Below are 25,182 nucleotides of genomic sequence, written 5' to 3'. Positions count from 1 at the left end.
ATTTATGCGATTTATCCAGGACCGTCTTTTAGGATTGAAGTATTAACATTACTTTTTCAAAGCATCGATAAAAAAAAATTAAAATTGTTCTTTTGTTGATTGTTGGTTTATGTTTTTAACTAATTTCTAATCTGAAAATCAGATTTTATTTGAAAAATGAAAAGATTTTATGAAATGGATAAGGGATTAAAAGCAAAGTCCCGCCGAAAGGCGGGACTTTGAGACTTAAAATTTAACTCCCTTGTCTAAGTCGGTTTCAATGCCGACTTATCTTCTGTTTGATGCTCTTCCCGGTTATGGAAATAGATCAGTACAGGAGCTGCTATAAATAGTGAAGATAGGGTTCCGACAATTACACCAATTGTCATGACAAGAGCAAATCCGAATATGGACTGTCCGCCAAAGAGAACTAAGGCTAAAAGCACAAGCAAGGTAGAACCTGAGGTCATCATCGTTCTGCTTAATGTGATGTTCAACGCATAGTTGACAACGTCCTCAAATTTCCATTTGCGATGGAGCTTAAGCTCTTCTCGAATTCTGTCAAAAATGATAATGGTGTCGTTTAATGAGTAGCCGATGATGGTCATAATAGCTCCGACAATTTCCAAGTTTATTTGAACCGGGAATCCGAGCTTATTAAATAAAGCTATAATGCCAAGTGTAATGAGAACATCATGCGCAAGGCCGATGACCGCACTAATGGCGTATTTAAACTCGAATCGAAGCGTGATGTAAATTAAGATGCTTACTAACGCTAAGAATAGAGCTATAATGGCATTATTTCTCATGGCATCCGAAAATTGTCCGCTCATGACAGTCCAGTTAGAATCCAACTGTTTTAATTGGCTATCCGGGATGCTTAAGCCTGCCTTATTTAATGCTTCAACAATCCAAGTCAAGCGAGGGTTGTGCTCGAAGAGATACGCAGACCCCGGGTTTTCTATTGTTTCCGGCATACCATGGAAAACTCTACCCGGTTCTTCAAGGGCTGTACTCAATTCTATTTTCAATTGGTTAGGTCTTGAAAGTTGTCTTACATCCACTTCATTGCTTTGCAACCCTGCGTTTACTAAAGCTTCTTTTGCATCAAGACGATAAGAATCGATAGCCGGATCTTCTTTAAGCTCCACAGTCAGCGCATAACCGCCGAGGAAATCCATTCCGAAGATGTTATTTCTTTGTGATATAAAGAAATAAGACCCTAAAAGAAGCACTATAAAGGTTGTAATAACTGCTTTTTTGGTTTGTGCCAAGAAGTTGAAGTTGGTTTTGCCAATCCAATCAGACATATTTAAAGGCTTATCTTTATTTCTCTTAACCCAGCCGGTAAAAAAGTATCGAGTCATAAATAAGGCGGTAAACATGGACGAGATGATACCGATTATCAAGGTAACAGCGAATCCTTTGATTGGACCTGAATCAAATTGAAGCAAGATCAAAGCTGCGATGATTGTAGTGACGTTTGAGTCCACAATGGCGCTAAAAGCTTTACTATAGGCGGCTTGGATTGCCGGTCCGACTCTTCCGGAAATTTTATATTCTTCCTTATATCTTTCAAATACGAGAACGTTTGCATCAACTGCCATACCGATAGTTAATACGATACCCGCAATTCCGGGAAGGGTTAAAGCGGCTCCTAAATTTTGGAGCACTCCCCACATAATTAGAATATTGAAAAAGACCGCAATACAGGCTACAAGTCCGGCAAATCGATAATAGCCGCACATCAGTGCAACCACAAGGCAGATAGCAATGATGGAAGCAAAAATTCCTTTTGTCCTCTCTTCTTTTCCAAGTTCCGGGCTGACGTTTTGCTCGGACAATATTCTTGGAGTAAAGGATAATGAGCCTGCTTTTAAATCAGCTGCAAGTTGATCAATCTCTCTTTGAGAAAACCTTCCGCTAATAGAACCGCCATCGCGAAGAGCAGCTTTTAAAGAGGGCATGCTGATGATGCGGCCATTTAAGATAACGGCCATTCTCCAGCCTTCACCTCTTGTATAGGAAGCTTTTGGCGTGCCTCTTATCTGGTCTTGAGAAAATTGGGAGGTCCAAGCATAGAAGTCAGTTCTTGGATTTCCTTCGGCATTATCATAAGATCCTTTAACTTGGAAAGAAAGAGCATTACCGTCTTTAGGATCGTAGCCGACTTGAACATCTGTTAAGCTCGCTCCTTCAAGTGCGTAATTATGGAACACAACCATAAGAGGGTTGGTTTGACCGAACCAATCAGAGAAATCATCTCCTTTAATCATGCCGATAGAAGATAAAGTATCATCAAAAGCGTGGCTTAAAGGTTGCGTTCTTAAATTTGCAAGCCTAAGACCATTTTCAAAAAGGAATTTCGCATTTTCCCCTCTTGGTTGAATGGTATCTGTGATTTCATCGCCGCCAAGGTGTTTCCATGCGATCTCATTAATGCTTTCAATATCTTTTCTATTCGTCACTACCGCTTCATTCCAAACTTGCTGCAAGAAAGTAGAAATGGCTTCTCGCATTTCAGGATTGGTGGTTGAGAATTTCTCATTGACAATGTGAAAATGCATAGCGGAAGCTTTAATCAATTCAGCAGCCGAAAGACCTTGGGAGCTTGGAAAATCAAGAATAATATTGTTGTTCTCAATTCGGATGGTTCTTTCAGAGACTCCCATTTTGTTAATACGGGTATAAAGCTCATTGACGGCTTGCTTTAAGTCATCCGGATTGGTCACAGTTTGACCGCTTGAGTCTTTTAAGCCGATTCGAACCGTTTTTCCACCTGAAAGGTCAAGACCCCATTTAAGGATTTTTCGATCATCCCCCCTAAAATATTTCGCCAAACTGATTTTAAAATTTTGCCAGTAAGGGTTTTCGGTTGGCGGAGGCACAAGCAGCCTTGCGTTCGGGTTTTGAGAAACAAGAGAGGCTTGGTACTCATCTTTCCATTTCAAGAGGTCTTCTTGCATGCGATCTTCGATTTTATTTTCAGCTAAGATTCGCTGTTCAACATCAGTTAAATCTAAAACGGCGTAACGTTTTGAACCTTTTACGGTAAAGTTTTCGCGTGTAGCCTTAACTAAATTTGAGTAATAGTCTTCAAGCTCAAAGATATAGTCTTTAGCAAAAGGGGAATCCCCGCCAAGACTTGATCCCGGATAACCGATAAACCCGCTTCTTTTAAGCATATCAGTGAGCTGTTTAACATCTTTTGAGAAAGCCTCTGCATTTTCGGCTTTGCTATTATCTCGATAGGTTGATGCTATTGAATCAAGCCCCTTAGCTATAATATAGATTGATCCTTTTTTTAGATCAGGCAATCGGTTTTGAGAAACTGACGGAACATAAACAAGAAGGCCTAGCTTCTGATCTTGTTTTGATAGTTTTTTATACTCTTCGTAAGTAGAGATAGGATAATTTTTATCTGTAAGATCGGGATGGGTTGGAGACCAGCCTGATTTAATTTGATTTAAAAATTGATCTCCCATTTTGTTTGCAAGAGCGCCAAGATCAAGTGCCAAAAGGGCATATGGGCTTGTAAGGGTACTCGTAGAAACTGCAAAAGTGTCTCCGCTTGGTTGAATGGATTCATCTGATATGGAAGAGGCTCTTGCAATATCATTGATGATCAAATCACCTACTTTATCCTTAACGTAGCTTTCAGCTTCAGAAGAAGGAATGGAAGACCGGATCTTTTGAATGTCAGGATAAAACTCTAAGCTTATTTTATCGTTGCTCCAATCAATAATAAGCGCTTCCACAAAAGGGTTAGTGTTTTTTAATGAGATTATCTGTCTTGCATCTAATTTTGAGGCTTTTATGCTTTCTTTTAACAAAGAGTCAATTTCCGTCTCTGTTAGAGGCTTTAAATTTTGAGCAAACAGGTCCGAATTTCTTTTTAAGACTTCATTTGCATCATTAAGCGCTTTTTTCTGATTGGCAGTAATTTTTAAAGAATCTTCGATGGAGCCATCAATGAGTTCTTCATTTTTGATCGCTTGTTTCAACTCTTTGTTTAAAGTTTCTTCTTTTCTTGAAAGGGCCCCTTGCAAGAGTTCTGATTTTGCAATAAAACCCGTGATAAGTTCTTTGGATGAGGCCGCATTGGTAAGCCCGAAGCTTTTTAACCAACGTTTAAATATTGGGTCGCTTCTGCCAAGAGCTCGCTCTGCATCAATAATTTCTTTTGCGATTTGAGAGGCGCTTTCGATGGCTTCTTCATCGCTTAAGCTCTGAAGTTCTTGAATTCGTCTTGCCATTTGACTTTCGCCGCCAAAACTGAGAGCGATTGTGCTTACGCGATCATTTACAATGTTTCTATAAAAAGAATTAATAGCCCCGTTTTTGTCATACTTTGTGGAATACTTGAAAAGGGTTGGGATATCTTGATCTTGTAATCTGAAACCGATTTGCCTTAAGACAATTACAGATTTTAAATCCTCATCAGAACCGCCGTAAATCTCAAGTTGAGAGGGAACAAATGGAATTAAAGCTCCTGCGGACGGCAGTAATCTTCGAAATAAATTGGCTTCATTTTGCGATTCAAAATGAACCATGATAAGACTTGAATCCTTATCATCAACTTTTATAGAGCTCGGATGCACTCCGATGTGCTTTGTAAAAGATTGAAGCCACTCTATAGAGTCTTCTTCTAGCTCGTTCACTCTGCCAACAATTTTTTCTGAAATTGCATTAGCCCTTCTCTCATCCACAGGGGATTTTAAAGGTTTTGTATAAAAAAATATGGTTGGAAGAATATTGTAGAGCGTGAGAGCGATCACTGCAATGATAAGATAGAGCTGCCAACGCTTTTGTTTTTCCATGACGGCTGTCCTTCTTCTTGTTACTTAAAGGGGATGTTAAGTTTGTTTTTTTGAGCTTTTTACTTTTGCGAAAATGATCCCTCAGTTCAAAGTTTTTTAAGTTAAGTCACGGTCATTTTTTTGTTTCGCAAAAATTTAATAATTTCATTTTTAAACTTAATGAGAGCCTGTAAAAAAATTAGGGATTCTTTCATTAATCTAAAAAGCTGTTTTTTCGAATTCTATCCCAGGTCCAATTCTAGATTTTTTCGATAAGAAAAGGGTAAAAAAGAATTCTAAAATTCACTTTGAGACAGCATAACAGATGAGATAAGGTTCTGTCTATAAAAAATAGACAAAGGTAAACCGATTGAAGATTTGCAATCTTATATTTTAGCCATTATTAATGGGCGCGAAAATAATTTTTAAATTTATAGTGAAGTTATTTCTTTAATTAAAAACTGTTTTCAATGCCTTGAAAAGACGGGGAGGGGGGTAAAATATTTTTTCAAAAATAAATATAAAAAAATCCGCTTCTTTTTTCAAAGAGCGGATTTTTGGATCTAAGAAAGGGCCTTTGGCTCTTTCAAAAAAAGTTTACGCTTTTGCAGGCTGTGCTTCTTGCGCGCCGGTTTGCGCTTTTTCGCCGGTTAATTCGACGAATTGCTTGTTTAAGGATTTAACAGCGAAAAGCCAAACAATAATGGTTGCTATCATGCATATCGCAATATAGGGTGTGATAGCAGCAAGAGATCCAAATCCTACAAGGAGAATTTGCTGGATTAGGGAGCCACCCGATTTTCCAAGCCTTGCGCCGACCACATCGATAGCAGCTTTTCCTTTAACTTTTGCTTCTTGATCAAGCGGGATATATGACATTTCCTTAGTCGGATCAAAAAGAGAGTACTTGCTTGACTTGCTCATAATATTTTGAGCCGTTCCAAACATTACAGCTAGGAAAAGAGGCGTGGTTCCAAGCATAGTGATATAGTGTTGCAGGGAATCGCTGAAAATTACAAAGGAGAAGAAGCCGATACCTGTTAAAAGGAGGACAGTTGGTGTGATTGCTGCTGCAAAGCCCCATCCTTTTTTACGGATAATCCATCCCCCGATAAACATCATGATAATGGTTACAAAGCCTGTCATCTGAGAGAACCTTCCCATAAACGTGCTGTAATCATTCGGGTTAGGATATTGCTTTTTAAGTTCTCCTTTCCAGGTAACTTCTACAAGGTTAATGCAGATACCGTAAGCTATAACAAGAAGAGCTATGCAAAGGATATAGTTTGATTTTGCAAGGTAAGCAAAGCTTTCCATGATGGATAATTTTGCTTTTGGTTTTTTTGTCTTCTTTTCCATGTTTTCAGGATCGAAATAGCGTTTGTCTGTTAAGACATTTCGTTGCATCCACCAGTAAGTTGCAATGACGCCTATGCCTGCTATGACCACCATCGACATCAGGTAGTTTAGTGAGATTTGCCATGCATCGACATCTGGAGGAAGGTATTTACGGATGTCAGAGAAGTACGCAATCGCTTGGCCGGAGAAAAGAAGAGCTACGTTTGCACCGAGGCCAAGAAGTGTGTAGAAACGTTTTGCTTCAGTCACACGCATGATGTCATTTGCAAAGCCCCAAAACATAAGAGATAGAACAGCGCTTCCCCAAAGTTCGGAAAGAATGTAGAAAAGGGAGTAAGTCCAGTTTCTAAAGCAAGCTACAAGTCCGGACATCCCTTGCGGAAGATGTGCTTGGAGCCAATCCATGCTTTCGTTTGGATGTAAAACATCGCGGTAAGGGTAGAGTACAAGAGCAAACAAACCAAAGAATACGAGAAAAGGTGTAATAGTTACATAAAAGAGCTTTTCTTTGCTGAGAACGTTGCTAAGTTTTGCGTATATCAACATAAAGAGGATAGCGCAAGGAACAACTCCCCAAAATTTTAGGAATGGAATAGATTCTGCACCGGAGGATGTGACAATAAGTGTGTCTTTTGTATCTCTCAAAACAGTGTAGTTAAATGAAATGAAAAAGAAAATAATGAACATAGGCAATAGCTTTTTCAATTCATAATTATGGACCGGCCATAAAAATGAGCGAATCTTGCCAAATTCTGCTTTTACGTCTTCTGACATAATATGGTTTCCTTTAGTGTTTGTTGAAAATTGCTCGAACGCTTTTCTTAGAGAGGGAAGGCTTATAAGCACTGAATCTACTGCAAGCCCTTTTCAGATTAAACTATTGAAGCATTCATAACGATAGGGAAAAGATAGGCAGTATATAGAATAAAAGCAAGAGGAAATCTAACTTCGAATCGCCTTTTTAGCTTACTCTGAGCCATAAATAGACAAAGTTTTTATTATCAACAACTTATGATTTTGTAACAATGTTAATGCTATTTAAACCTAATAAATTAAGGAATGTTAGTTTTTTGTTTTATAGTTTAGTTGAAGTAAATGTGTTTTATTTAATTTTTTTTAAAAAAATATTTTTTTATATTCGGGTGAGAAAGTTTTATCTTTAGCTTGTTTTTAAAAATTTTTTTTCAATCGAAATGTGAAATGAGTTCAAGGGAATTTCTAAAAAACTGTAAATTTCTGTTTTCCAGGAAGGGGTGAGAAAACTATTTTTGGTTTCCAGATAGTAAGACAGAAATTCAGGGTTTGTGTTTTTAAAAGATCCGACAAGAGTTTGAAATTCTTTTCTTTCTTTAGAAAAAGATAAGTTAAGCGGTTTTATATGTTCTTTTAGGTCTTTGGCAAACTTTTGCAAAAGAGGAAGGGAAGAGGCTTCTATCTCAGAATAGATAAATCCTGAATTATGTTTATTGATAGAGACCTTAATTTTAGCTAATTTCAAATTTAATGAAGGAAAAGAAAAGGTGTCTAGTAAAGATAATAAATCTAAACGGTCTTCAGCAGATAGCAATCCGAAAAACTGTACAGGAAAAAAAAGATCTTCCGGATTTAACCAAGTAATATTTGGGATGCCGGACTGAATAAAAAAAATCGATTTTTTGATTTCTTGGGGGAGAAGGATTCCGAGAGCATATTGATTCATAGAAGTTTCTTTGCATAAATATATTTAGATTTAAGAAAATTAAATAAGGAATTTATTCAAAGAAATAAAGAAAAAACAAGAGACAGGCAAGCTGTCTCTTAGTTCTTATAGAAATTATTTGTTTCCGGCAACAGCTGCGAAAGCATTTTGCACATCGCTTTTTGTAAGTTGTGCAGCAGTTGTCTGATTTTGATTTGTTTGAGCTTCTACGTAAGATTCCCATAAGTCTCTTTCAATACGGCCATGTCTTATGGAAGAAATTAATTTACGTTTGATTGTGCGAAGATCTTCTCTTGGAGTTAATTTTTTAACAAGCTCTTTATCGCCGGCGATTCTAGCCATATTAAGGAGTCTTTCCATGTCTTGCTTGGTAAAAAAGAAATTCCCGCGCATTTTTCTTGAACCTCTTGCAGCTCTTGGTTTTGGCGGAACAGCTTTTGGCTTATTTACATTCAAAATGTACTTATCAATCATGACCAAAAGTTCATTTGGATTTTCAGTTTTCATTTTTCTCATTGTAAAATGATGAATGTAACCACCTGAATTGATAGGGAGATAGCGACAAATGTCATTTTCTTTTTTCGCACCGATTTTGACGACTGCTTTTTGAATGGATGACTGAAGCTTTTCTTCGAGTTCCTTATCTGTATGGTGTGTCATTTTAACCTACCTCGTTTTGTTTAGATTTTCTTAAAAAGCATTTTGCTCAAATTATTGAGCGAGATTAATTCAAACTCTTATTTTTTTTTGAAGCCTTGAAATAAAAATTTACAAAGGTGTCCATTTGAAGTTTTCAAATTGTTTTTTTAATAACAATCGGGTAGCGAATAAGACCGCCCTCTAACTGTAAAAAAAGAATTTTTTATTTGCAAAATTTTTTATTTGATTTTTCATTTTTTGCAAACTTAATAACCTATCAAATTGTGGAATTCAGGCTCTATAGAGCAATGGTAATATTATAATATTAAAAACATTGCAATGTGTTTTTTATAAAATCTGAGAAAAAATGTTCAAGTGATAAAAAAACGTTACTTCTTGATTATTCAATTTCATGAGGCAACTAACAAAATCGACTGAAAAGTCATTCGTTTGAAAATTTCCTTACCCAAGCAATCAAATTAATAATAAATCAAACCAGGCCGTTTTTTTGATGTTTTACTTTTTCATCAAATCACAAAAAAGTTAAGAGCTATACGTTCTTAATCAAGTTTTTTGGTTTTAAAAAATTTTAATAATTTCACTTTTTTAATTCAATGTTTAAATATTGAATTAAGATTTTTTATTTATTTTGTAAATTTTATTACTTTTTAATTAATTGAAGCCAAACTTGTGCTTTTTAGAAGGGGAAAGGCTTCTGAAAAGCAAGAACATTCAAATTGATTGTTTTACGTCTGCCGCTATAGAATGACTGACTTGAAGATGTAGATCTCACCTGAATTAAAGTTTTTGGAGTAGTTATGCCGCTGCCTCTCTATGAAAAAAAAGAGCCTAAGACCAAATACATTGCCGTAGCTGCCGGGAAAGGGGGGGTTGGAAAATCCACTCTAACGGCTCAGCTCGGGTTTGCTCTTAAAAAACTTGGTTTTAAAGTTGGGCTTCTCGATGGCGATATTTATGGACCCTCTTTACGAAAAATGCTACCTGAAGACAAGCTTCCTTTCCAAAAAGATGGCAAAATAATGCCGGCTCTTGCTTTAGGATTAAAGGTTTTATCTCTCGCCCATTTTAGACCCGATGAAAAAGCAGCTATTGTAAGAGCTCCTATCGCCACGGGGATCATCTCTCAATTTATTAACGATGCCGATTGGGGAGATCTTGATTATCTTTTGATCGATTTTCCTCCTGGCACAGGCGATATTCCCTTAACAATTTGTCAAAAAATACCGCTTTTTGGTGCCGTTTTAATTACAACGCCTCAGGCAGTTTCTCTTTTAGATGTTAAAAAGGCGCTTCTTTCCTTTGAAGAAATGGGGGTTCCGATTCTTGGAATCGTTGAAAACTTAAGCTACTTTGAAGAAGCAAGCGGGGTCAAAAGCTACCCGTTTGGAAAAAAAGGGGGGGAATCTTTAAGTCTTGCTAGCGGATACCCTTTGCTTGGTGAAATTCCAATAGACGAGGAGGTTTCAAAGGCCTCGGATCTTGGAAAAAGTTTATGTGACGCAAGTTTTCATGGACCTGCAAAATCGGCCATTGAGTCCATTGGAAAAGCTTTAATTAAAGAAATCGAGATCCTGAATAAAAACGATTTAGCCTTAAAAAGCTTTGAACTTGAGTGGAAGGAGATGTAATTATGGGAAGTCTTAAACCTCTTTTAAAAAAAATCTGGCAAAAAGATAGGCATCATTTCGTTATAGAGTGGACAGATGGACTGATTGGAGAGTACAATTTGAGCGATCTTGAAAAAAAATGCCCTTGCGCTCTTTGCTCTGAATCTCAAGAGACGAAGATAAGGCAGGAGACTTCTGCTACCAAGATAAAAAGCGTTGGAAGGTATGCGTTACGCATTCAATTTACTAAAGGCTGCTCTATGGGCATCTATGACTATGAATTCTTGTATGGACTTGCAAAAGAGGGAAAAGCATGCGTTTGATTAGGGCTTTTTCTTTTATTGTTCTTCTTATTTGTTCGTTTTCTTGCGCTCAAAATAATTCCCGCCAGAATGATCTAAAAAAATGGTTTGAGTCAAACGGTAAAATAAAAATTTTAACTACCACTCGAATGATCCATGATCTCGTTAAGGAAATCGGGGGCGATAAGGTTGATACTCTGCCTTTAATTATTGGAGAGCTTGACCCTCACTCCTATCAATTGGTAAAAGGGGATGACGAAAAGATTGCCCGTGCCGATTTGATTTTTTTTAATGGCCTTAATTTAGAACACGGACCAAGTTTAAAGCAGCTGCTTTATGAAAAAAAGAATGCCTATGCGATTGGGGACTATTTAAAGGAAACTCACCCTGAAGAGGTCCTATATCTAGGAAAAGAAGTGGACCCTCATATTTGGATGGACGTTTCTTTATTTGCAAAAACCATTCCTGTTATTACAGAGGCCCTTTCTAAACAAGATCCGGCTAATAAAGAGTTTTATAAAGAGAGATCTTTCAATCTTGAAAAAGAACTAAAAGAGCTTCACCTCTCAGTGAAAAACATTTTGCATGAGGTCCCGGAAGAAAAGAGATACCTTGTCACAAGCCATGACGCTTTTAATTATTTCGCAAGAGCCTATCTTGCTACAGATGAAGAAGTTAAGACAGGTTCATGGAGCAAAAGATTCCAAGCGCCGGAAGGCCTTGCACCCGATAGCCAGTTAAGTTTGCAAGACATTAATTTTATTATTAATCATCTTAGGACCTATAATATTGAAGTGATTTTCCCAGAATCGAATGTTTCCCAAAACTCGCTTAAAAAAATTGTCGAAGCCATTGAAGCAAAAGGGGGCGTTATTCGCATTGCGAACTGTTCTCTTTATGCCGATGCTATGGGAAAAGAAGGGTCAAGAGGCGATTCCTATCTAAAAATGCTTCGATATGATGCCGAGTTAATCGCCTCGAATCTCTTTCCTCAAAAGGGAGGCATTTTGAAATGCAATGAATGAAATGAACGAAGATGAGCTTAAGCATTTTTCATTAGTCGTTAATAATTTGACGGTAAGCTATGGAAAAACTGTCGCGCTCTGGGATATCAATCTCGCCATACCTAAAGCTAAAATAGTCGGCATTATCGGCCCTAATGGAGCCGGTAAAAGTACTTTCTTGAAAGCTGTCATCGACCTCATTACCCCCTTATCCGGAAAAATCCAGTTCTTTGGAGAGTCTTTTAAAGAGGCGTATCGAAAAATTGCCTACGTTCCCCAAAGAGAGAGTGTAGATTGGGATTTCCCTGTCACAGTCGAGCAGCTTGTCACTATGGGAAGGTATGGAAAGCTTGGACTTTTTAATAGGCCAAAAAAAGCCGACTTTGCAGCAAGCGAACACTATTTAAAGCTTGTCGGAATAGAATCTTTTGCAAAAAGACAGATCAGCCAACTTTCAGGCGGCCAGCAGCAAAGGGCGTTTCTTGCAAGAGCCCTTGTTCAGGATGCCGATATCTATTTTCTAGATGAACCTTTTTCAGGCATTGATATTGCAAGTGAAAAAATCATTATGGGCCTGCTCCATGATTTAAGAGATCAAGGAAAGACCGTTTTTATTGTCCATCATGACCTAAATACGGTTAAAAGCTATTTTGATTGGCTTATTCTTTTAAATGTCAGGCTTATTGCATCCGGGCCGACAGATGTTACTTTCACTACCGAAAAATTATATCAAGCCTATGGAAAGAGTTATTCTTTATTTGAAGAGGCAAATAAGCTGTCTGAATCAAAGCTCGAAGGGTTTAAATAGCAGTCCATGTTCATTTTTGATTATTTCCTAGATCCTGTTTTAATGCCTCCGACAATTGGCTCCATGCTTATGTGTCTATCATCCGGGATTGTCGGGGTGTTTGTTTTTTTAAAGAAAGAATCGCTTATCGGAGAGACTTTATCGCACGCCGCTTACCCTGGAATTATCATGGGGATTATCCTTAGCGGTTTGCTTTCAAGCTATGAAGGAGGAGAAGGTCCTCTTTTTGTTTTCCTTTCCATTCTCGGGGGCGTGATCGCTTCATTTTTGGGGATTTTTAGCATACGAATATTAGAATCTGTTTTTAAAGTGAAACAAGATGCGGCCCTTTGCTTTGTCCTTTCTCTTTTTTTTGGCATTGGCATTCTTTTAGCAAGTTATGTTCAATTTGCTTTCTCTGAAATGTATCAAAAAGCGCAAAGCTTCTTATACGGGCAAGCTGCCACGATGACTTTCTCTCATCTCAAAATTTATGTGGTTTTAACCCTTGCCTTGCTTGTGATATTCACGCTTCTTTTTAAAGAAATAGAGGTTCTTTGTTTTGACTCGGCTTATGCTAGAAGTTTAGGCTTAAAAGTCGGCGCGCTTGATGCTTTTTTCTCTTTTTTAATTGCTGTCGCTATCTGTATTGGAGTTAGAACTGTGGGTGTTGTTTTAATGAGCGCTATGCTAATTGCGCCCGCTGCAACAGCAAGGCAATTTACCCATAGGCTCTCTACCCTGTTTCTTCTAGCTGCTTTCTTTAGCATGGCAAGCGGGTTTCTTGGAAATGTCTTCTCTAATGAGGCGAGCATCTATTTATCCAATTTATACCCAAATGAGCGCCTATCGCTGCCAACTGGGCCAACCATTGTTTTGGTTTCCTCGTTTTTTTGCATCCTAGCTCTATTTTTTGCCCCTGAAAGAGGATTATTTGTCCGTTTTTTTAGAAGATTATCTTTTAGATATAAATGCCTTCTTGAAAATATTTTGAAATCCCTATGGCGGGCTAAACCTACCCATCCTGCATCTTTTAACAAAATAGCTTCCTATCAAAATAATTCCAACCTAACTATTGCTTTTGCTCTTTTTCAATTAAAAAGAAGCGGCTGGATAGATAAAAATAAAGAAGGGTACAGTCTGACAAAAGAGGGGGAAGCTTGGGCAAAACGTATTGTTAGGCTCCATAGGCTTTGGGAAGTTTATTTAGCTGATTATTTAAATGTATCCGTTGAAAAAGTTCATAGAAATGCTGAAGAAATGGAGCATATCATTACCCCTGAACTTGAAAGAGAGCTTACCAGACTTTTAAAGGATCCGGAAAAAGACCCTCACGAGCAGCCGATCCCCAAAGAGGAGCTCTTTTAATGAAAGCGCCTTTTAACCCCTATACAGGAGAAGATTTTTTTGGTTTTATTCTTTTATTTATAAAAAGAATCTTTCTCTTTCTCACGGGCATATTAAATCCAAGCGAGCTTGTTTCAGATGAAATTCAGCTCCTTACTTTAATTTCCATTTCCATATCTTCCGCCCTTATCGGGTCCTTTCTTGTTTTAAGAAAAATGGCTATGCTGGCTAATTCTATTTCACACACTATTTTAGTTGGGATTGTAGCAGCCTATTTTTTAAGCGGCATTTCATTTCAAGAAAGCCACGAAAGTTCAAACAATGCCAATCTTTTTATTCTTCTTGCAGCTTCCTTAGTCATGGGAATTGCAACTTCTTTTTTAACCGAATTTTTTACTAAAACCATGAAACTGCAAGAAGATGCGAGTATCGGGCTTGTCTTCACAACTCTTTTTGCAATAGGAATTACACTTGTCACTTTACTGACAAGGTCTCAGCATGTAGGGACTGAACTTGTTACAGGAAATGTCGATGCCTTGCATATCAACGATCTAAAGCTATCTCTTATTGTCCTTGGCATTAATCTTGCAATCCTGATCCTTTTCTATAAGGAATACCTGATTACTTCTTTTGACCCTTTCTTTGCATCCTCGCTTGGCTTTTCAGTGACGTCTATTAACTATCTCATCATGACGCAAGCCTCTTTTACAGTGACAAGTGCTTTTAGGGCAGTTGGGGTCATTATGGTCTTGGCTTTAATGACGGGCCCTGTCTTAGCGGCCAGGCTTTTGACAAAAGAGCTTCACAAGATGCTATTAATGGCAAGTTTTTTAGGCATATTAGCCTCTCTTTTTGGAGTCGCCATGGCTCGACATGCCCTCTCTCTTTACTCTCTTGCTTTATCGACAGCCGGAACTACCATTTTGGCTATAGCCATTATATTTATAATCACCGCTTGTTACTTTTTATTTAAAGAATTTCATTTTTTTAAGAGAAATTTGAAAAATAATTGGTAAAAAAATGAAAGAAAGGTTCAAGTATGAAAAAAATCGCTATATTAGGATCTACAGGATCTATTGGAAAGCAGACTCTCGATGTGATTCGAAATCTTGGAAAAGAAGAGTTCAAAGTAGTTTCGCTTGCAGCAAAATCCGATTGGGAGACCCTCTATAAACAATCGCTTGAATTTGATCCTGAAATTATAGCGCTTTATGATAGGAAAGCGGCTTTTGAATTAAGAAAAATTTTGCCGAATAAAGAAATTTTAGAAGGAGAGGAAGGGGTTCTTCTCGCAAGCTCATGGGCATCTTCCGAGCTTGTTGTTTCAGCAATTTCAGGAACCTTAGGCTTAAAGCCGACCATCAAAGCCATAGAGGCCGGCAAAGATATCGCGCTTGCCAACAAGGAAGCCTTAGTATCAGGTGGAAAGTTCATTTTAGAGTTAGCCAAAAAAAAGGGTGCAAATCTTTTACCCGTTGATAGTGAGCATAGCGCTATTTTTCAATGTCTTAAAGGGAATGCCAAGAATGAAGTTTCAAGATTAATTATTACAGCTTCCGGCGGCCCCTTTAAAAACCGTTCATACGATGAATTAGATTCCATTTCCTACAATGAAGCCCTAAAGCACCCGACATGGCAGATGGGTCCAAAAATTACAATCGATTGCTCAACTTTAATGAATAAAGGCCTTGAAGTCATTGAAGCTCATTTTTTATTTGATATCCCGGTTGAAAAAATTGAAGTGGTCATCCACCCTGAAAGTGTGATCCATAGCTTAGTTGAGTTTATTGATGGATCGATGATGGCCCAGATGAGCCGTCCGACGATGTTTGTTCCCATCCAATACGCTTTAACCCACCCTGAAAGAAAAAAAGGTCTTTTAGAGCCCTTCAATTTTGAGCTTTTTTCGAGTCTTCACTTTCAAAAGCCCGATTTCAACCGTTTTGTTTGTTTAAAACTGGCGTTTGATGCTTTAAAAATTGGAAAAAGCATGCCTTGTTTTATGAATGCTGCCAATGAAGTGTTAGTAGAAAGATTTTCAAAAAATCAAGTGTCTTGGTTAGAAATCGGAAATAAATTAAATAAACTAATGGACGCTTACGAGCCGATTGCCATTCATTCGCTAGACGATATTATAGAAGTTGATAACGAGGCGAAAAGAATTGCTTTAACTTATTGAGGCCTCAGCTTCCTCCTACCTGTTTTTAAGTAAGACAAAAGAGGTGGCTCATCAACGGGTAAAAGTTCTTTAGACAGCCTTTATTTCAATTAGTCATATTGCTTCTTTCAAAAAAAAGTTAGCCATAATCTTCATTTAATATTCACTTTATTTCAGTGATCTTCTATTCGCATTTATTCGCCAAGGTTTCCTCCCTTGCCCCCATGCCATTTACAAAAATGTCTTAAGCCCTTGGGACTAAATGAAGAATTGGCTGGCCATTTGGGTTTAAACCAAAAAAAAACCAAATTTAACTTTTAATTTTAGAGGTCGGAATCGAGGGTTAGCTCTTCTTTAGTCTTTAAACTATACCCTATCTTATGTCATAATGGATACTTTAATCGGAAACCCAATAGCGCTTTACCTCACGGTAAAGAGTTTTTGGTTTTTTAATAGCGGTTTTTTACTTCATCCATTCAGATAAGGACTTTGAATCCAATGATCTTGAGCATTATTCTCGCTCTACTTTGCTTAAGCTTTTTGATATTCATCCACGAGCTAGGCCATTATTTTATGGCAAGGCGTGTTGGGATGCGTGTTGAAACTTTTGCAATTGGTTTTGGCCGCCCCATTTACTCATGGGTAAGAAATGGCGTAAAGTGGCAAATTGGCTGGCTTCCCTTTGGGGGCTATGTCCGAATTAAAGGACAAGAGACGGAAGAGGGTGGAGACCCTTACGAAATTCCAGATGGTTTTTTTGGTAAAAGCCCGTGGGATCGTATAAAGGTTGCTTTTGCCGGACCTTTCATGAATATTGCTTTTGCCCTTTTAATTTTTGGTCTTCTTTATGCCTTGGGCGGACGTGAGAAAAATTTTTCTGAATTTACTCACAAAATCGGCTGGGTAGACCCTAAATCGCAACTCTATCAAGCAGGTATTAGACCGGGAGATGAGATTACAGCTTACGGATCGAGTGCTTATTCAGGAATTAAAGATCATCTTTACATGCCTATGACTCAAGGAGATGAAATCCAAGTCCTTGGCAATAAAGTGAATTATTTTAAAAAAGAAAAAGAGCCTTTTAAGCTAAGTGTTAAGACTTACCCTAACCCCTTAGCTTCGGATAAAGGAATTCTAACTTCCGGTATTGTCGATTCAGCGCACTACATCATCTACAACAAGATCGGGGACAAAGAAAACCCGTTACTTACCGGATCCCCACTTGAAAATAGCGGCCTTCAATACGGCGATAGAATTCTCTGGGCAGATGGCGAAGTTATTTTTTCTTTAAGGCAGCTCAATAAAATCTTAAATGACGACCGCGTTTATTTGACCATTGAACGCCAAGGAAAAATTCTTCATAAGAGAGTGCCTCGCGTGGAAGTTCAAGAGCTAAAGCTTGATCCTGAAATTCGTGATGAGTTATCCGACTGGCAGCATGAAGCCAATCTAAAGTCTTTAAAGCTAAATATGCTTTATGCTTTGCCTTATAATTTAAATAACGAAGCTGTTATTGAAAAAGAGCTTAAATTTATCGATAGGGATACAGAAGAAGAAGCTTTTCCAAGACACCCCTTTTCAGATAGCGAAGCGCCTCTTTTAGTGGGTGATAAAATAATCGCGGTTAACGGCGAAAGGATCCGATTTTCCTACGAGCTTTTAAAGCTTTTACAAGAGCGTAAAGTCACCATTATTGCTGAACGAGACAGTAAAATTTTAGTGCCCACAAATTATGATCAATCTGACAATGACTTTGATGATAGGACAGAATGGAGCGACTTAAAAAAGATTGCCAATTCAATCGGTCTTGAAGCCCCGATCAGAAGTTCCGGAAATCTTATCCTTTTAAAAACTGTAGCTCCAAAAAAGCGAAGCGAATTTTTAGAAGTTCAAGAAGATTTCGCAGCTGCCATTCAAGAAGAAAGGCAACGGATTGAAAAAATTGAAGATCCTGAAAAAAGAGCGTACGCTTTAAATAGACTTGAGAACGAAGAGAATCAGCTGCAACTAGGCATTCCAAATGTTCAAGATCGTAAAGTGACTTATAACCCGGGTCCGATTGAGCTTTTTAAAGGAATTATAGGCGAAATCTATCGCACGCTATATGCGCTATTAAGCGGAAATTTAAGTCCAAAGTGGATGAGCGGCCCTGTCGGGATTGTCCAAGTCGTTCATGAAGGCTTTATGGTCAGCTTAAAAGAAGTACTTTATTGGATTGGGTTTATCAGCTTAAACCTTGGGGTAATTAATCTCTTGCCCATCCCTGTATTAGATGGCGGAACGATTGTTTTTGCCCTTTACGAAATGGTTTCAGGAAAGAGAATAAAGCCAAAAACTATGGAAAAATTGATCATACCTTTCGGGATATTGATTATCGGCTTTTTTATCTTCTTGACCTACCATGACTTAGCAAGAGTTTTTAAAAATATTTTCCCCGAATAACATTAAAGGCCCTAATTAATTAGGGCCTTTTTTTTCTTCTACCTTCTCAAATTCTTAAACCCTCCTTGCAGAGATTACGGTGCATTCGCTATGTTGCATTTTGGGTATCATCTAATTTTTTAAAAAAACTAAACCTTTAAAACTTAGGGAAGTTCCAGTCTATGGAAAACACAATCAGGATTTTTATCGGGACAGAACCCATGCAATGGCTTCCAACTCAAGTTCTTAAGTATAGTGTCACGAAACGAACTAAGGAGAAGGTTGAATTTAAAGATCTTCAAAATATTCCTTTAAATTTGAAAACCAAAATGTATACAGGGTTTTCATTTTATCGTTTTTCGATTCCTGAAGCGTGCGGCTATCAGGGTAGAGCCATTTATTTAGATGCCGATATGGTTTGTCTAGGGGATATACAAGAGTTATTTTCTATGGATTTAAAGGGGAAAAATGCCATCGCTAAACAAATGGATGACAAACGTTTTTTTACAAGCTGCATGCTTCTTGATTGCGAACACCTAAAGCATTGGAAAATCCATGAATGGGTGACACTCATTAATGCCGGTTTGACTTCCTATCAAGGGACCATGTGCGGTGCTCCGGATGGCATGAATCACGACGATTTTGGCGTTCTTCCCCCTATTTGGAATGATTTTGATCACTATGATGATACAACTAAGATTATTCATTATACGCATGTCCCAACCCAACCATGGAAAAAGCCAGGCCACCCCTTTAGAGGGGCTTTTTTAGAAGAGCTAAACGAATGCTTAGAAAAAGGAATTCTCACAAGAGAGCAAGTTCAAAACGAAGTGGATCAAAAACACATATACCCAACTCTCTTAAAAGATATGGAAGACTATATAACAAGCCATAAAAAGTAGCATGAAACTTTGAATTCCATGGAAAAAAGCCTTTTTGCCAATTTAAAAGCGATTATTTTAAAGTATCGTAAACGCTTTTTAAAAGGGTTTCTATTTGTTTTACTTTCCAATCTCTTACTTCTTTTAAACCCTCTTCTCTTTAGACAAGCCCTTTATAAGTTAGATGCAAAAGGCAATTTTAAAGAGGACTTATGGAGTCTCACAAGTTATTTTCCGGATAGCATCCTCTTATGGGGAGCTCTTCTCTTAACGGTAGCTTTTTTATCGACTTTTTTTAAATACCTTATGCGAATCGCCTTTATTTCGATAAGCCGTGAAGCTGAAAGCTGGATTCGAGAAATTATATTTTTTCGAATAGAAGATCAATCCCAAGAGTTTTTTGACCGCTATGGAATAGGAGAGCTTTTAAGCAGGCTTACAAACGATATCACGAGGTATAGGGATGTATTGGGGCCGGGGTTGATGTACCCATTCTTTGGAGTGACCCTCATTTTTCCTGGCTTGATTATTCTTTTTTTTCTTTCATGGCAGCTTGCTCTTGTTGCTTTAATACCAATTATAGCTATTCCCATAGCCTACACATTTTTTAAAGGAAGAATTTACAGCTCTTCAGAGGAGGTTTTAAGCAAGTATGCGGCTTTAAGCGACTATGCGGCCGAGCATTATTCTAACATTCGACTTGTAAAATCCGCCGGGATAGAAAAACGATTAGAAAGAGTGTTTAATAAACTTAGCTATTCTTTAATTAAACCAAGTGTTTATTTAACCACTATTGAGGGAACCTTTTATCCATTAATCGCTTCTTTAACAAGGCTTTCACCTATTTTAGTCTTATTGACAGCTGCTTTTTTCTCGCATTTTTATGGCGTATCTTTTAAAACCCCTGACCTTCTCTCATTTATTTGGGTGCAATCCTATATCTATGGCCCGGTTCTTATGCTAAGTTGGGTTTTTCCATTTTATGAAACCGGGAAAGCCTCTTATGATCGTTTGAAAGCTATTTATGATGAACCGATCAAAGTCATCGATCCCAAAAATAATATAAGAATTAAACCGGACGATCTTTATCTTGAAATTAAAAACCTGTCTTTTACTTATCCGGGAGCTTCAAAAAAAGCCCTGGATGATTTTTCACTCCTTGTAAAGAAAGGGGAGCATATCGGGATAACAGGCCCTATTGGAAGCGGAAAAAGCACTCTTTTTAAGTTAATTTCAAGGGCGTATGAAATTGACCCGGGAAAAATTCTCTTTTCAGGGGTGGATATCAAAGATATTCCCTTAAAAGAAATATACCTTAATTTAGCGCTTTGCGAGCAGATTCCTTTTCTATTTTCTAAAACGATAGCAGAGAATGCCCGTTTTGCAAGTGAAGATGCTTCTATGGAGGATCTAGAGATTGTTTTTAAGTTTGCAGACCTTCATGAAACGATTCTTTCTTTTCCCGAGCAATACGATACTATGATCGGAGAAAGGGGAATCACTTTATCAGGAGGTCAGAAAATGAGGCTTGCTCTTGCAAGGGCATTCTTATTAAAAAGACCCATTTTGCTTTTTGACGACATCTTCTCAAGCGTGGATGCGACAACAGAAGAGCATATTCTCTCTTCAATTAAAAGCTTCTTTAAAGGAAGAACGATCCTTTTGATATCTGAGAGAATTTCAGCTCTTGAAAAAATGGATAGGGTCCTTTATCTCCAAGAAGGGAAAATTGTGGAGCAAGGCACTCCAGAAGAATTGAAAAAGCTAAATGGCAAGTATCAATCCCTCTATGAGCTAAACAAGCTGGATTTGAAGCAGGAATAATACTTTTTATGTCCAAAGAAGCTGATAAAAGTTTAAAGGATGAGCCGGTGTTATGGCCGCTTTTGAACTATTTAAGACCTTTTTGGCTACCGATTTTATTTTCTTTGATTTTGTTAATTTTTGCAAAAATTATAGAAGCTTCCTTGCCTGCCTTCATGGGGCATTTGTCAGAGCTTTTATTTAAAGATTCTTTTGAAATTACGGTTAGGAAAGAAACTTTTTATAAGATTGCAAAAGGAGCGCTTTTACTTGCCCTAGTGCTGCTTATCGGCTTTTTAGCGGAATCTTTTAGCACTTATCTAAGAAGCGTTTATGCCGAACGAGGACTTTATAGGCTTCGAAAAGATGTTTACCGCCATATTCTTCTCTTGCCTTTGCAAGTACTAGACAAGTCGAAACTTGGGAGTTTGATTACAAGGACCATTCATGATGTCGATCAGGTGAATCAATTGTTTTCTGACAGTTTTGTTCCCATATTAAGCAACCTTGTCATATTTATCGTTATTTTTGCGGCCATTAGTTTTTTAAGCGTTTATTTGGCTTTTGGAATCTTGTTTCTTTTACCTTTTGTCTTTTTTTTAACGAACAATTTTCGATTGAATCAGAAGAAAATTTATGACTACATACGAACCCTTGTTTCGGATTTAAATGCGTTTACACAAGAGCATCTTGCCGGAGTGACAGTAATTAAAAGTTTTGGCCTAATAGAAAGGGAAAATAAAGAATTTACAATCTTAAATCAGAATTTAAAAAATGGCTATTTAAGAGCTATCAATAATTTCTCATTTTTTATAGCCGGCATTGATTTCATGACAAGCTCATTTTACATATTAGCTTTTGTTTTGATTGCGTTTACATCAAAAAATGGCTTTAATGCTTCTCTTTATTTTACCATGAGCCTTTATGCGGCGATGGTGTTTAGGCCCCTTGCAGATCTTGCCGAACGTTATAATTCCTTAGAAGCCTCTTTTGCCGGGGGAAGACGAGTCTTTCAAATTCTAAAGGAAAATAGGGAAGACCTTCACTTGGGAATTGATCTAAAAGAAACTATTGAAACGATCGAATTTAAAGACGTCTATTTTGCTTATAATGAAGAAAATTGGGTGCTTCAAGGGGTGAGCTTTAGAGTTAAAAAGGGTGAGAAAATAGCTTTTGTTGGAGAAACTGGAGCTGGTAAATCTACTATTTTTACGCTTTTGCTTCGTTTTTATGATTATCAAAAGGGGTCGATACTTATCAATGGCATTGAATTAAAAAATATTTCCAAAGAAAGTATACGAAAGCACTTTAGCGTTGTTTTACAAGACCCGGTTGTTTTTTCCGGAAGCTTAAAAGATAATATCACTCTATTTGAAGAAAAACCGGACTCAAAACAGCTTGAAGAAGCTTTTAAATCAAGCCGGCTTGAAAACGTATTTGGACCCATTGATTTAAATGAAACATTGACTAAATCTAAAAGCTTATCCACCGGCGAGACCCAGCTTTTTGCTTTTGCAAGAGCTCTTTATAATAATCGCGAAATCCTCCTTTTTGATGAAGCAACAGCTCACATAGATCCAAAAACAGAAGAAGATCTTGAAAACGCGATTCAAAAAACGATTGAAGGGAAAACTGCCATAACGATTGCACATCGGTTGTCTACTGTTAAGCAAGCTGACCTAATCTATGTCATGAAAAACGGGTCCATAATAGAAGAAGGAAGCCATGATTCTTTGATACGATTGAAAGGTGTTTATGAAAAACTTTACCGTTTACAATTCTCCTAGAGGCTAATTCTAATGATCCATTTAATTTTGACTTATCTTAAAGAGCGTTTTTCATTTCTTTTTTTTCTGCTGATCTCGATTGGAATTGTTTTATCTTCCTCTATACTTCTTCAAAAATACCCGCCGGCGTTAATGGTCCTTTTGGTGATAGCCTTAATGCTTTTTTTCTTTGAACTTAGGCTTATGGATGAAGCAAAAGATAGAGCTAAAGATCAAATTGCCTATCCTGAAAGGCCGTTATCAAGAGGGGAATTTACAATTTATGATCTTGAAAGGGTGATCGGTATATTTGAAGTCCTCTTAATTGCCTTTGCAGCGCTTTTTTGGTTAATATCAGGATCCTTAGCCGGTTTTATTTTCCTGCTTATGGCAGTTTACAGCTGGCATCATTATAAAAATTTTTATTTGGGACCATTAGAAAACTGGCCCTACTTTAATGCCATAACGACACAACTTGTATATCTATTGCCGCCCTTTTTTGTCATAGCGGTTCTTAATAAAGGAGAGATTTTCTTTCCGGAAGCCTTTCAATTTGCGCTTCTTATTTTTGCATCTTTTGCAGCAAGCGATGTCTGCCGAAAGCTTAACCCCAAAGCTCATCCTGTTCTACTGACCTTTATCCATTACGTTGGATTTAGAAAGAGTTTTATCTATACTGCCTTTTTTCTTGTGATCGCATCTCTTGCAGCTTTAAACCTTAAAGTCGGTTTTATTCTTTGGCCCATTCAAATAGCGGTTCTCCTTTCCCTTATCGCCGTATTTTTAGATTCAACAAGGTATATGCTTGCTGAAAAAGCAGGGGTTATCTTGCTTCTTGCAAGCGCCTATGCCCTTCCCTTTAAAAAGCTCTATGAGTTTCTTTTTTGAAAGGATAGTGTTCACGATTCCAAGTCTTGCCCGGGAATATTTTTTCATAGTTGCTTAAGGATTGTAGGAGAAGGTTGAATCCTTAGAAGCCAATCCGTCCGGCGTAGCCCTTTAAATAGAGGCCTCTTCCATGAACGTTAGCATACTGCGTTAGCTTGTGAGTAGATGTTTTTCAATAAAAGTAACTAAGTATTAAGTCAGTTTTTGCGTCATAGTGGCGGTTTCAAATTTTCTAAGGAGGCTTCTATTTATGACAAGGTATCCGTTCGTCTGTTTTTTGCCTTAAGCTAATTGTAAATAATTAGCTAATCCCTCAAAATATTAGCCTTAATGCTTTTTAAGCATCCTAATACTCATCTCTAATAGTTTTTTACAAGCGGGCTGCACCATGTTAAAGTTGAATTCTTTTTTGTTTATTATTGCCTTATGCCTTTTAGGAACGAAAGTTCATGCCGAAGATGACAGCGAGCCTTTTTGCACAAGCAACACCCTTTTGTATTTTAAAATGGGGGGCAGCGTTCTTCCAGGCGACAATAGAACCTTTTTACCAACAGCCGGAATTGGCACAAGAGGGCAGCTTGGCTATTTGGGGTTTGATCTTTCCTCTAACGTCTCAACCACCCTTCTCAACAACTATATCGCTTTAAAAGGCCTTGTGATGTTTTACCCGATTTCCATTTTTGGACATCATCTTTATTTTGGAATGGGAGCTGCTGCCGGCTATAGAGGGAAAATCTCATTGAAGGGGCGCTCTGCCGACTATACCGGCATGACAGCTGAAGCTGTCATCGGCTATGAGTTTACTCACTACCGATATTTTAGAAAATTTATCCAAGTGGAAATTTCAGAGCCTCTTTACAATAAAGAAGGGAATCGTCTTTGGAGAAGCAAAACTCCCGGCATCACTTTACTATCAGGGGTCGGGTTTTAACGAACCCCGCCCGCAATCAAAAGCGTCTCGCCTGTAATCCAGGAAGAATCATCGGATGCTAAAAAGACAACCGCAGGTGCAATATCTTGCGGCTTGCCAATACGACGTAAAGGGCTTTCTTTTTCTACTGAAGTTCGAAAATCACTATCCAGCATCCCCATTGTTTGGGTGCCTTCTGTTTCAACAAGACCTGGATTTACAGAGTTGACTCGGATATTTCTTGGGCCGAGTTCCTTACTTAAAGATTTGGTGATGGCATCGACAGCCGCTTTTGTAGCGCTATAAACAGAAGCATTAGCTCTTGCGATGGTGCTAGCTATTGAGCTGATGTTGATGATATTGCCGCCCTTATCCCCAAAATGAGAGACAGCTTCCCGGCTTGCTAAAATTAGCCCTAAAACATTTAAATCAAACATTTTATGGAAGTGAGTCGGTGTGATCTCTTCAAGGGTTGCAAACTCATATACGCCGGCATTGTTTATCAGCACGTCTAACTTTCCAAACGCTTTCAGCGTTTCTGAAAATAGCTTTTCAATCTCTGCTGGCTTTGTCATATCCGCTTGAATAGCAAGTGCTTGACTGCCATTTTTTACAATTTTGGCAACCACTTTATCCGCTCCTTCCCGGCTTTTGGCGTAATTGACGACAACTTTTGCGCCTTCTTTCCCGAGGTGTTCAGCAATAGAAGCTCCAATCCCTTTAGACGCACCTGTTACAATAGCAACTTTTCCATCTAATTTTTTGCTCATTATAAAGCTCCTTGACTATCTTTAAACCAACTATAAAAGGGT

18 protein-coding genes are annotated in these 25,182 nt (G+C 37.9%); 13 read left to right on the top strand and 5 right to left on the bottom strand.

Annotated features, from left to right (window positions below):
* Positions 1–245 precede the first annotated feature (245 nt).
* From CSEC_RS09835 to CSEC_RS09820, 4 genes are all read right to left on the bottom strand, one after another.
* Entirely contained in the window at positions 246–4,799 is a 4,554-nt protein-coding gene (locus CSEC_RS09835; RefSeq protein WP_041018285.1) for a protein translocase subunit SecDF, read from the bottom strand.
* 576 nt (positions 4,800–5,375) lie between these two features.
* Positions 5,376–6,911 (bottom strand): NTP/NDP exchange transporter, encoded by a 1,536-nt coding sequence (locus CSEC_RS09830; RefSeq protein WP_041018366.1) that lies wholly within the window; start codon positions 6,909–6,911, stop codon positions 5,376–5,378.
* A 385-nt stretch (positions 6,912–7,296) separates the two neighbouring features.
* A complete protein-coding gene (locus CSEC_RS09825) occupies positions 7,297–7,836 on the bottom strand; it encodes a hypothetical protein (RefSeq protein WP_041018284.1) in 540 nt (179 codons plus the stop codon).
* A gap of 114 nt (positions 7,837–7,950) precedes the next feature.
* The gene (locus CSEC_RS09820; RefSeq protein ID WP_053331985.1) at positions 7,951–8,496 is read right to left on the bottom strand and encodes a hypothetical protein; all 546 of its coding nucleotides are present in this window, start codon (positions 8,494–8,496) and stop codon (positions 7,951–7,953) included.
* 797 nt (positions 8,497–9,293) lie between these two features.
* On the opposite strand from CSEC_RS09820, the gene CSEC_RS09815 reads away from it, so the two are divergent.
* From CSEC_RS09815 to CSEC_RS09755, 13 genes are all read left to right on the top strand, one after another.
* Positions 9,294–10,124 carry an Mrp/NBP35 family ATP-binding protein gene (locus CSEC_RS09815; protein ID WP_041018283.1) on the top strand — a complete coding sequence of 277 codons (831 nt, stop codon included), beginning with the start codon at positions 9,294–9,296 and terminating at the stop codon, positions 10,122–10,124.
* A 2-nt stretch (positions 10,125–10,126) separates the two neighbouring features.
* Entirely contained in the window at positions 10,127–10,426 is a 300-nt protein-coding gene (locus tag CSEC_RS09810; protein WP_053331984.1) for a DUF971 domain-containing protein, read from the top strand.
* Positions 10,417–11,430, top strand: a complete 1,014-nt coding sequence (locus CSEC_RS09805; protein ID WP_053331983.1) for a metal ABC transporter solute-binding protein, Zn/Mn family — start codon at positions 10,417–10,419, stop codon at positions 11,428–11,430. The genes CSEC_RS09810 and CSEC_RS09805 overlap by 10 nt, the downstream gene beginning before the upstream one ends.
* Complete coding sequence (locus CSEC_RS09800; RefSeq protein WP_041018282.1) at positions 11,423–12,217, top strand: metal ABC transporter ATP-binding protein; 795 nt, start codon at positions 11,423–11,425, stop codon at positions 12,215–12,217. The genes CSEC_RS09805 and CSEC_RS09800 overlap by 8 nt, the downstream gene beginning before the upstream one ends.
* 6 nt (positions 12,218–12,223) lie before the next feature.
* The gene (locus tag CSEC_RS09795; RefSeq protein WP_041018281.1) at positions 12,224–13,564 is read left to right on the top strand and encodes a metal ABC transporter permease; all 1,341 of its coding nucleotides are present in this window, start codon (positions 12,224–12,226) and stop codon (positions 13,562–13,564) included.
* The gene (locus CSEC_RS09790) at positions 13,564–14,559 is read left to right on the top strand and encodes a metal ABC transporter permease (RefSeq protein ID WP_041018280.1); all 996 of its coding nucleotides are present in this window, start codon (positions 13,564–13,566) and stop codon (positions 14,557–14,559) included. The genes CSEC_RS09795 and CSEC_RS09790 overlap by 1 nt, the downstream gene beginning before the upstream one ends.
* A gap of 23 nt (positions 14,560–14,582) precedes the next feature.
* Positions 14,583–15,722 carry a 1-deoxy-D-xylulose-5-phosphate reductoisomerase gene (locus CSEC_RS09785; protein WP_041018279.1) on the top strand — a complete coding sequence of 380 codons (1,140 nt, stop codon included), beginning with the start codon at positions 14,583–14,585 and terminating at the stop codon, positions 15,720–15,722.
* A gap of 477 nt (positions 15,723–16,199) precedes the next feature.
* Positions 16,200–18,143, top strand: coding sequence for a site-2 protease family protein (locus CSEC_RS09780; protein ID WP_041018278.1), 1,944 nt, complete (start codon positions 16,200–16,202; stop codon positions 18,141–18,143).
* A 161-nt stretch (positions 18,144–18,304) separates the two neighbouring features.
* Positions 18,305–19,024: a glycosyltransferase gene (locus CSEC_RS09775; protein WP_041018277.1), complete on the top strand. Its 720-nt coding sequence runs from the start codon at positions 18,305–18,307 to the stop codon at positions 19,022–19,024.
* Positions 19,025–19,042: 18 nt separating this feature from the next.
* The gene (locus CSEC_RS09770; protein WP_041018276.1) at positions 19,043–20,827 is read left to right on the top strand and encodes an ABC transporter ATP-binding protein; all 1,785 of its coding nucleotides are present in this window, start codon (positions 19,043–19,045) and stop codon (positions 20,825–20,827) included.
* An 8-nt stretch (positions 20,828–20,835) separates the two neighbouring features.
* Positions 20,836–22,593, top strand: a complete 1,758-nt coding sequence (locus CSEC_RS09765) for an ABC transporter ATP-binding protein (RefSeq protein WP_041018275.1) — start codon at positions 20,836–20,838, stop codon at positions 22,591–22,593.
* A 12-nt stretch (positions 22,594–22,605) separates the two neighbouring features.
* The gene (locus CSEC_RS09760; RefSeq protein WP_041018274.1) at positions 22,606–23,460 is read left to right on the top strand and encodes a hypothetical protein; all 855 of its coding nucleotides are present in this window, start codon (positions 22,606–22,608) and stop codon (positions 23,458–23,460) included.
* Positions 23,461–23,848: 388 nt separating this feature from the next.
* Entirely contained in the window at positions 23,849–24,391 is a 543-nt protein-coding gene (locus CSEC_RS09755) for a hypothetical protein (RefSeq protein ID WP_041018273.1), read from the top strand.
* On the opposite strand, the gene CSEC_RS09750 is transcribed toward CSEC_RS09755, so the two are convergent.
* Positions 24,388–25,140, bottom strand: coding sequence for an SDR family NAD(P)-dependent oxidoreductase (locus CSEC_RS09750; RefSeq protein WP_041018272.1), 753 nt, complete (start codon positions 25,138–25,140; stop codon positions 24,388–24,390). The genes CSEC_RS09755 and CSEC_RS09750 overlap by 4 nt on opposite strands.
* Positions 25,141–25,182: the final 42 nt, after the last annotated feature.

Source organism: Criblamydia sequanensis CRIB-18, assembly GCF_000750955.1.
GTDB lineage: Bacteria > Chlamydiota > Chlamydiia > Chlamydiales > Criblamydiaceae > Criblamydia > Criblamydia sequanensis.
Note: the sequence above shows the minus strand (reverse complement) of the source record. Positions and strands in the feature narration are given on the sequence as shown.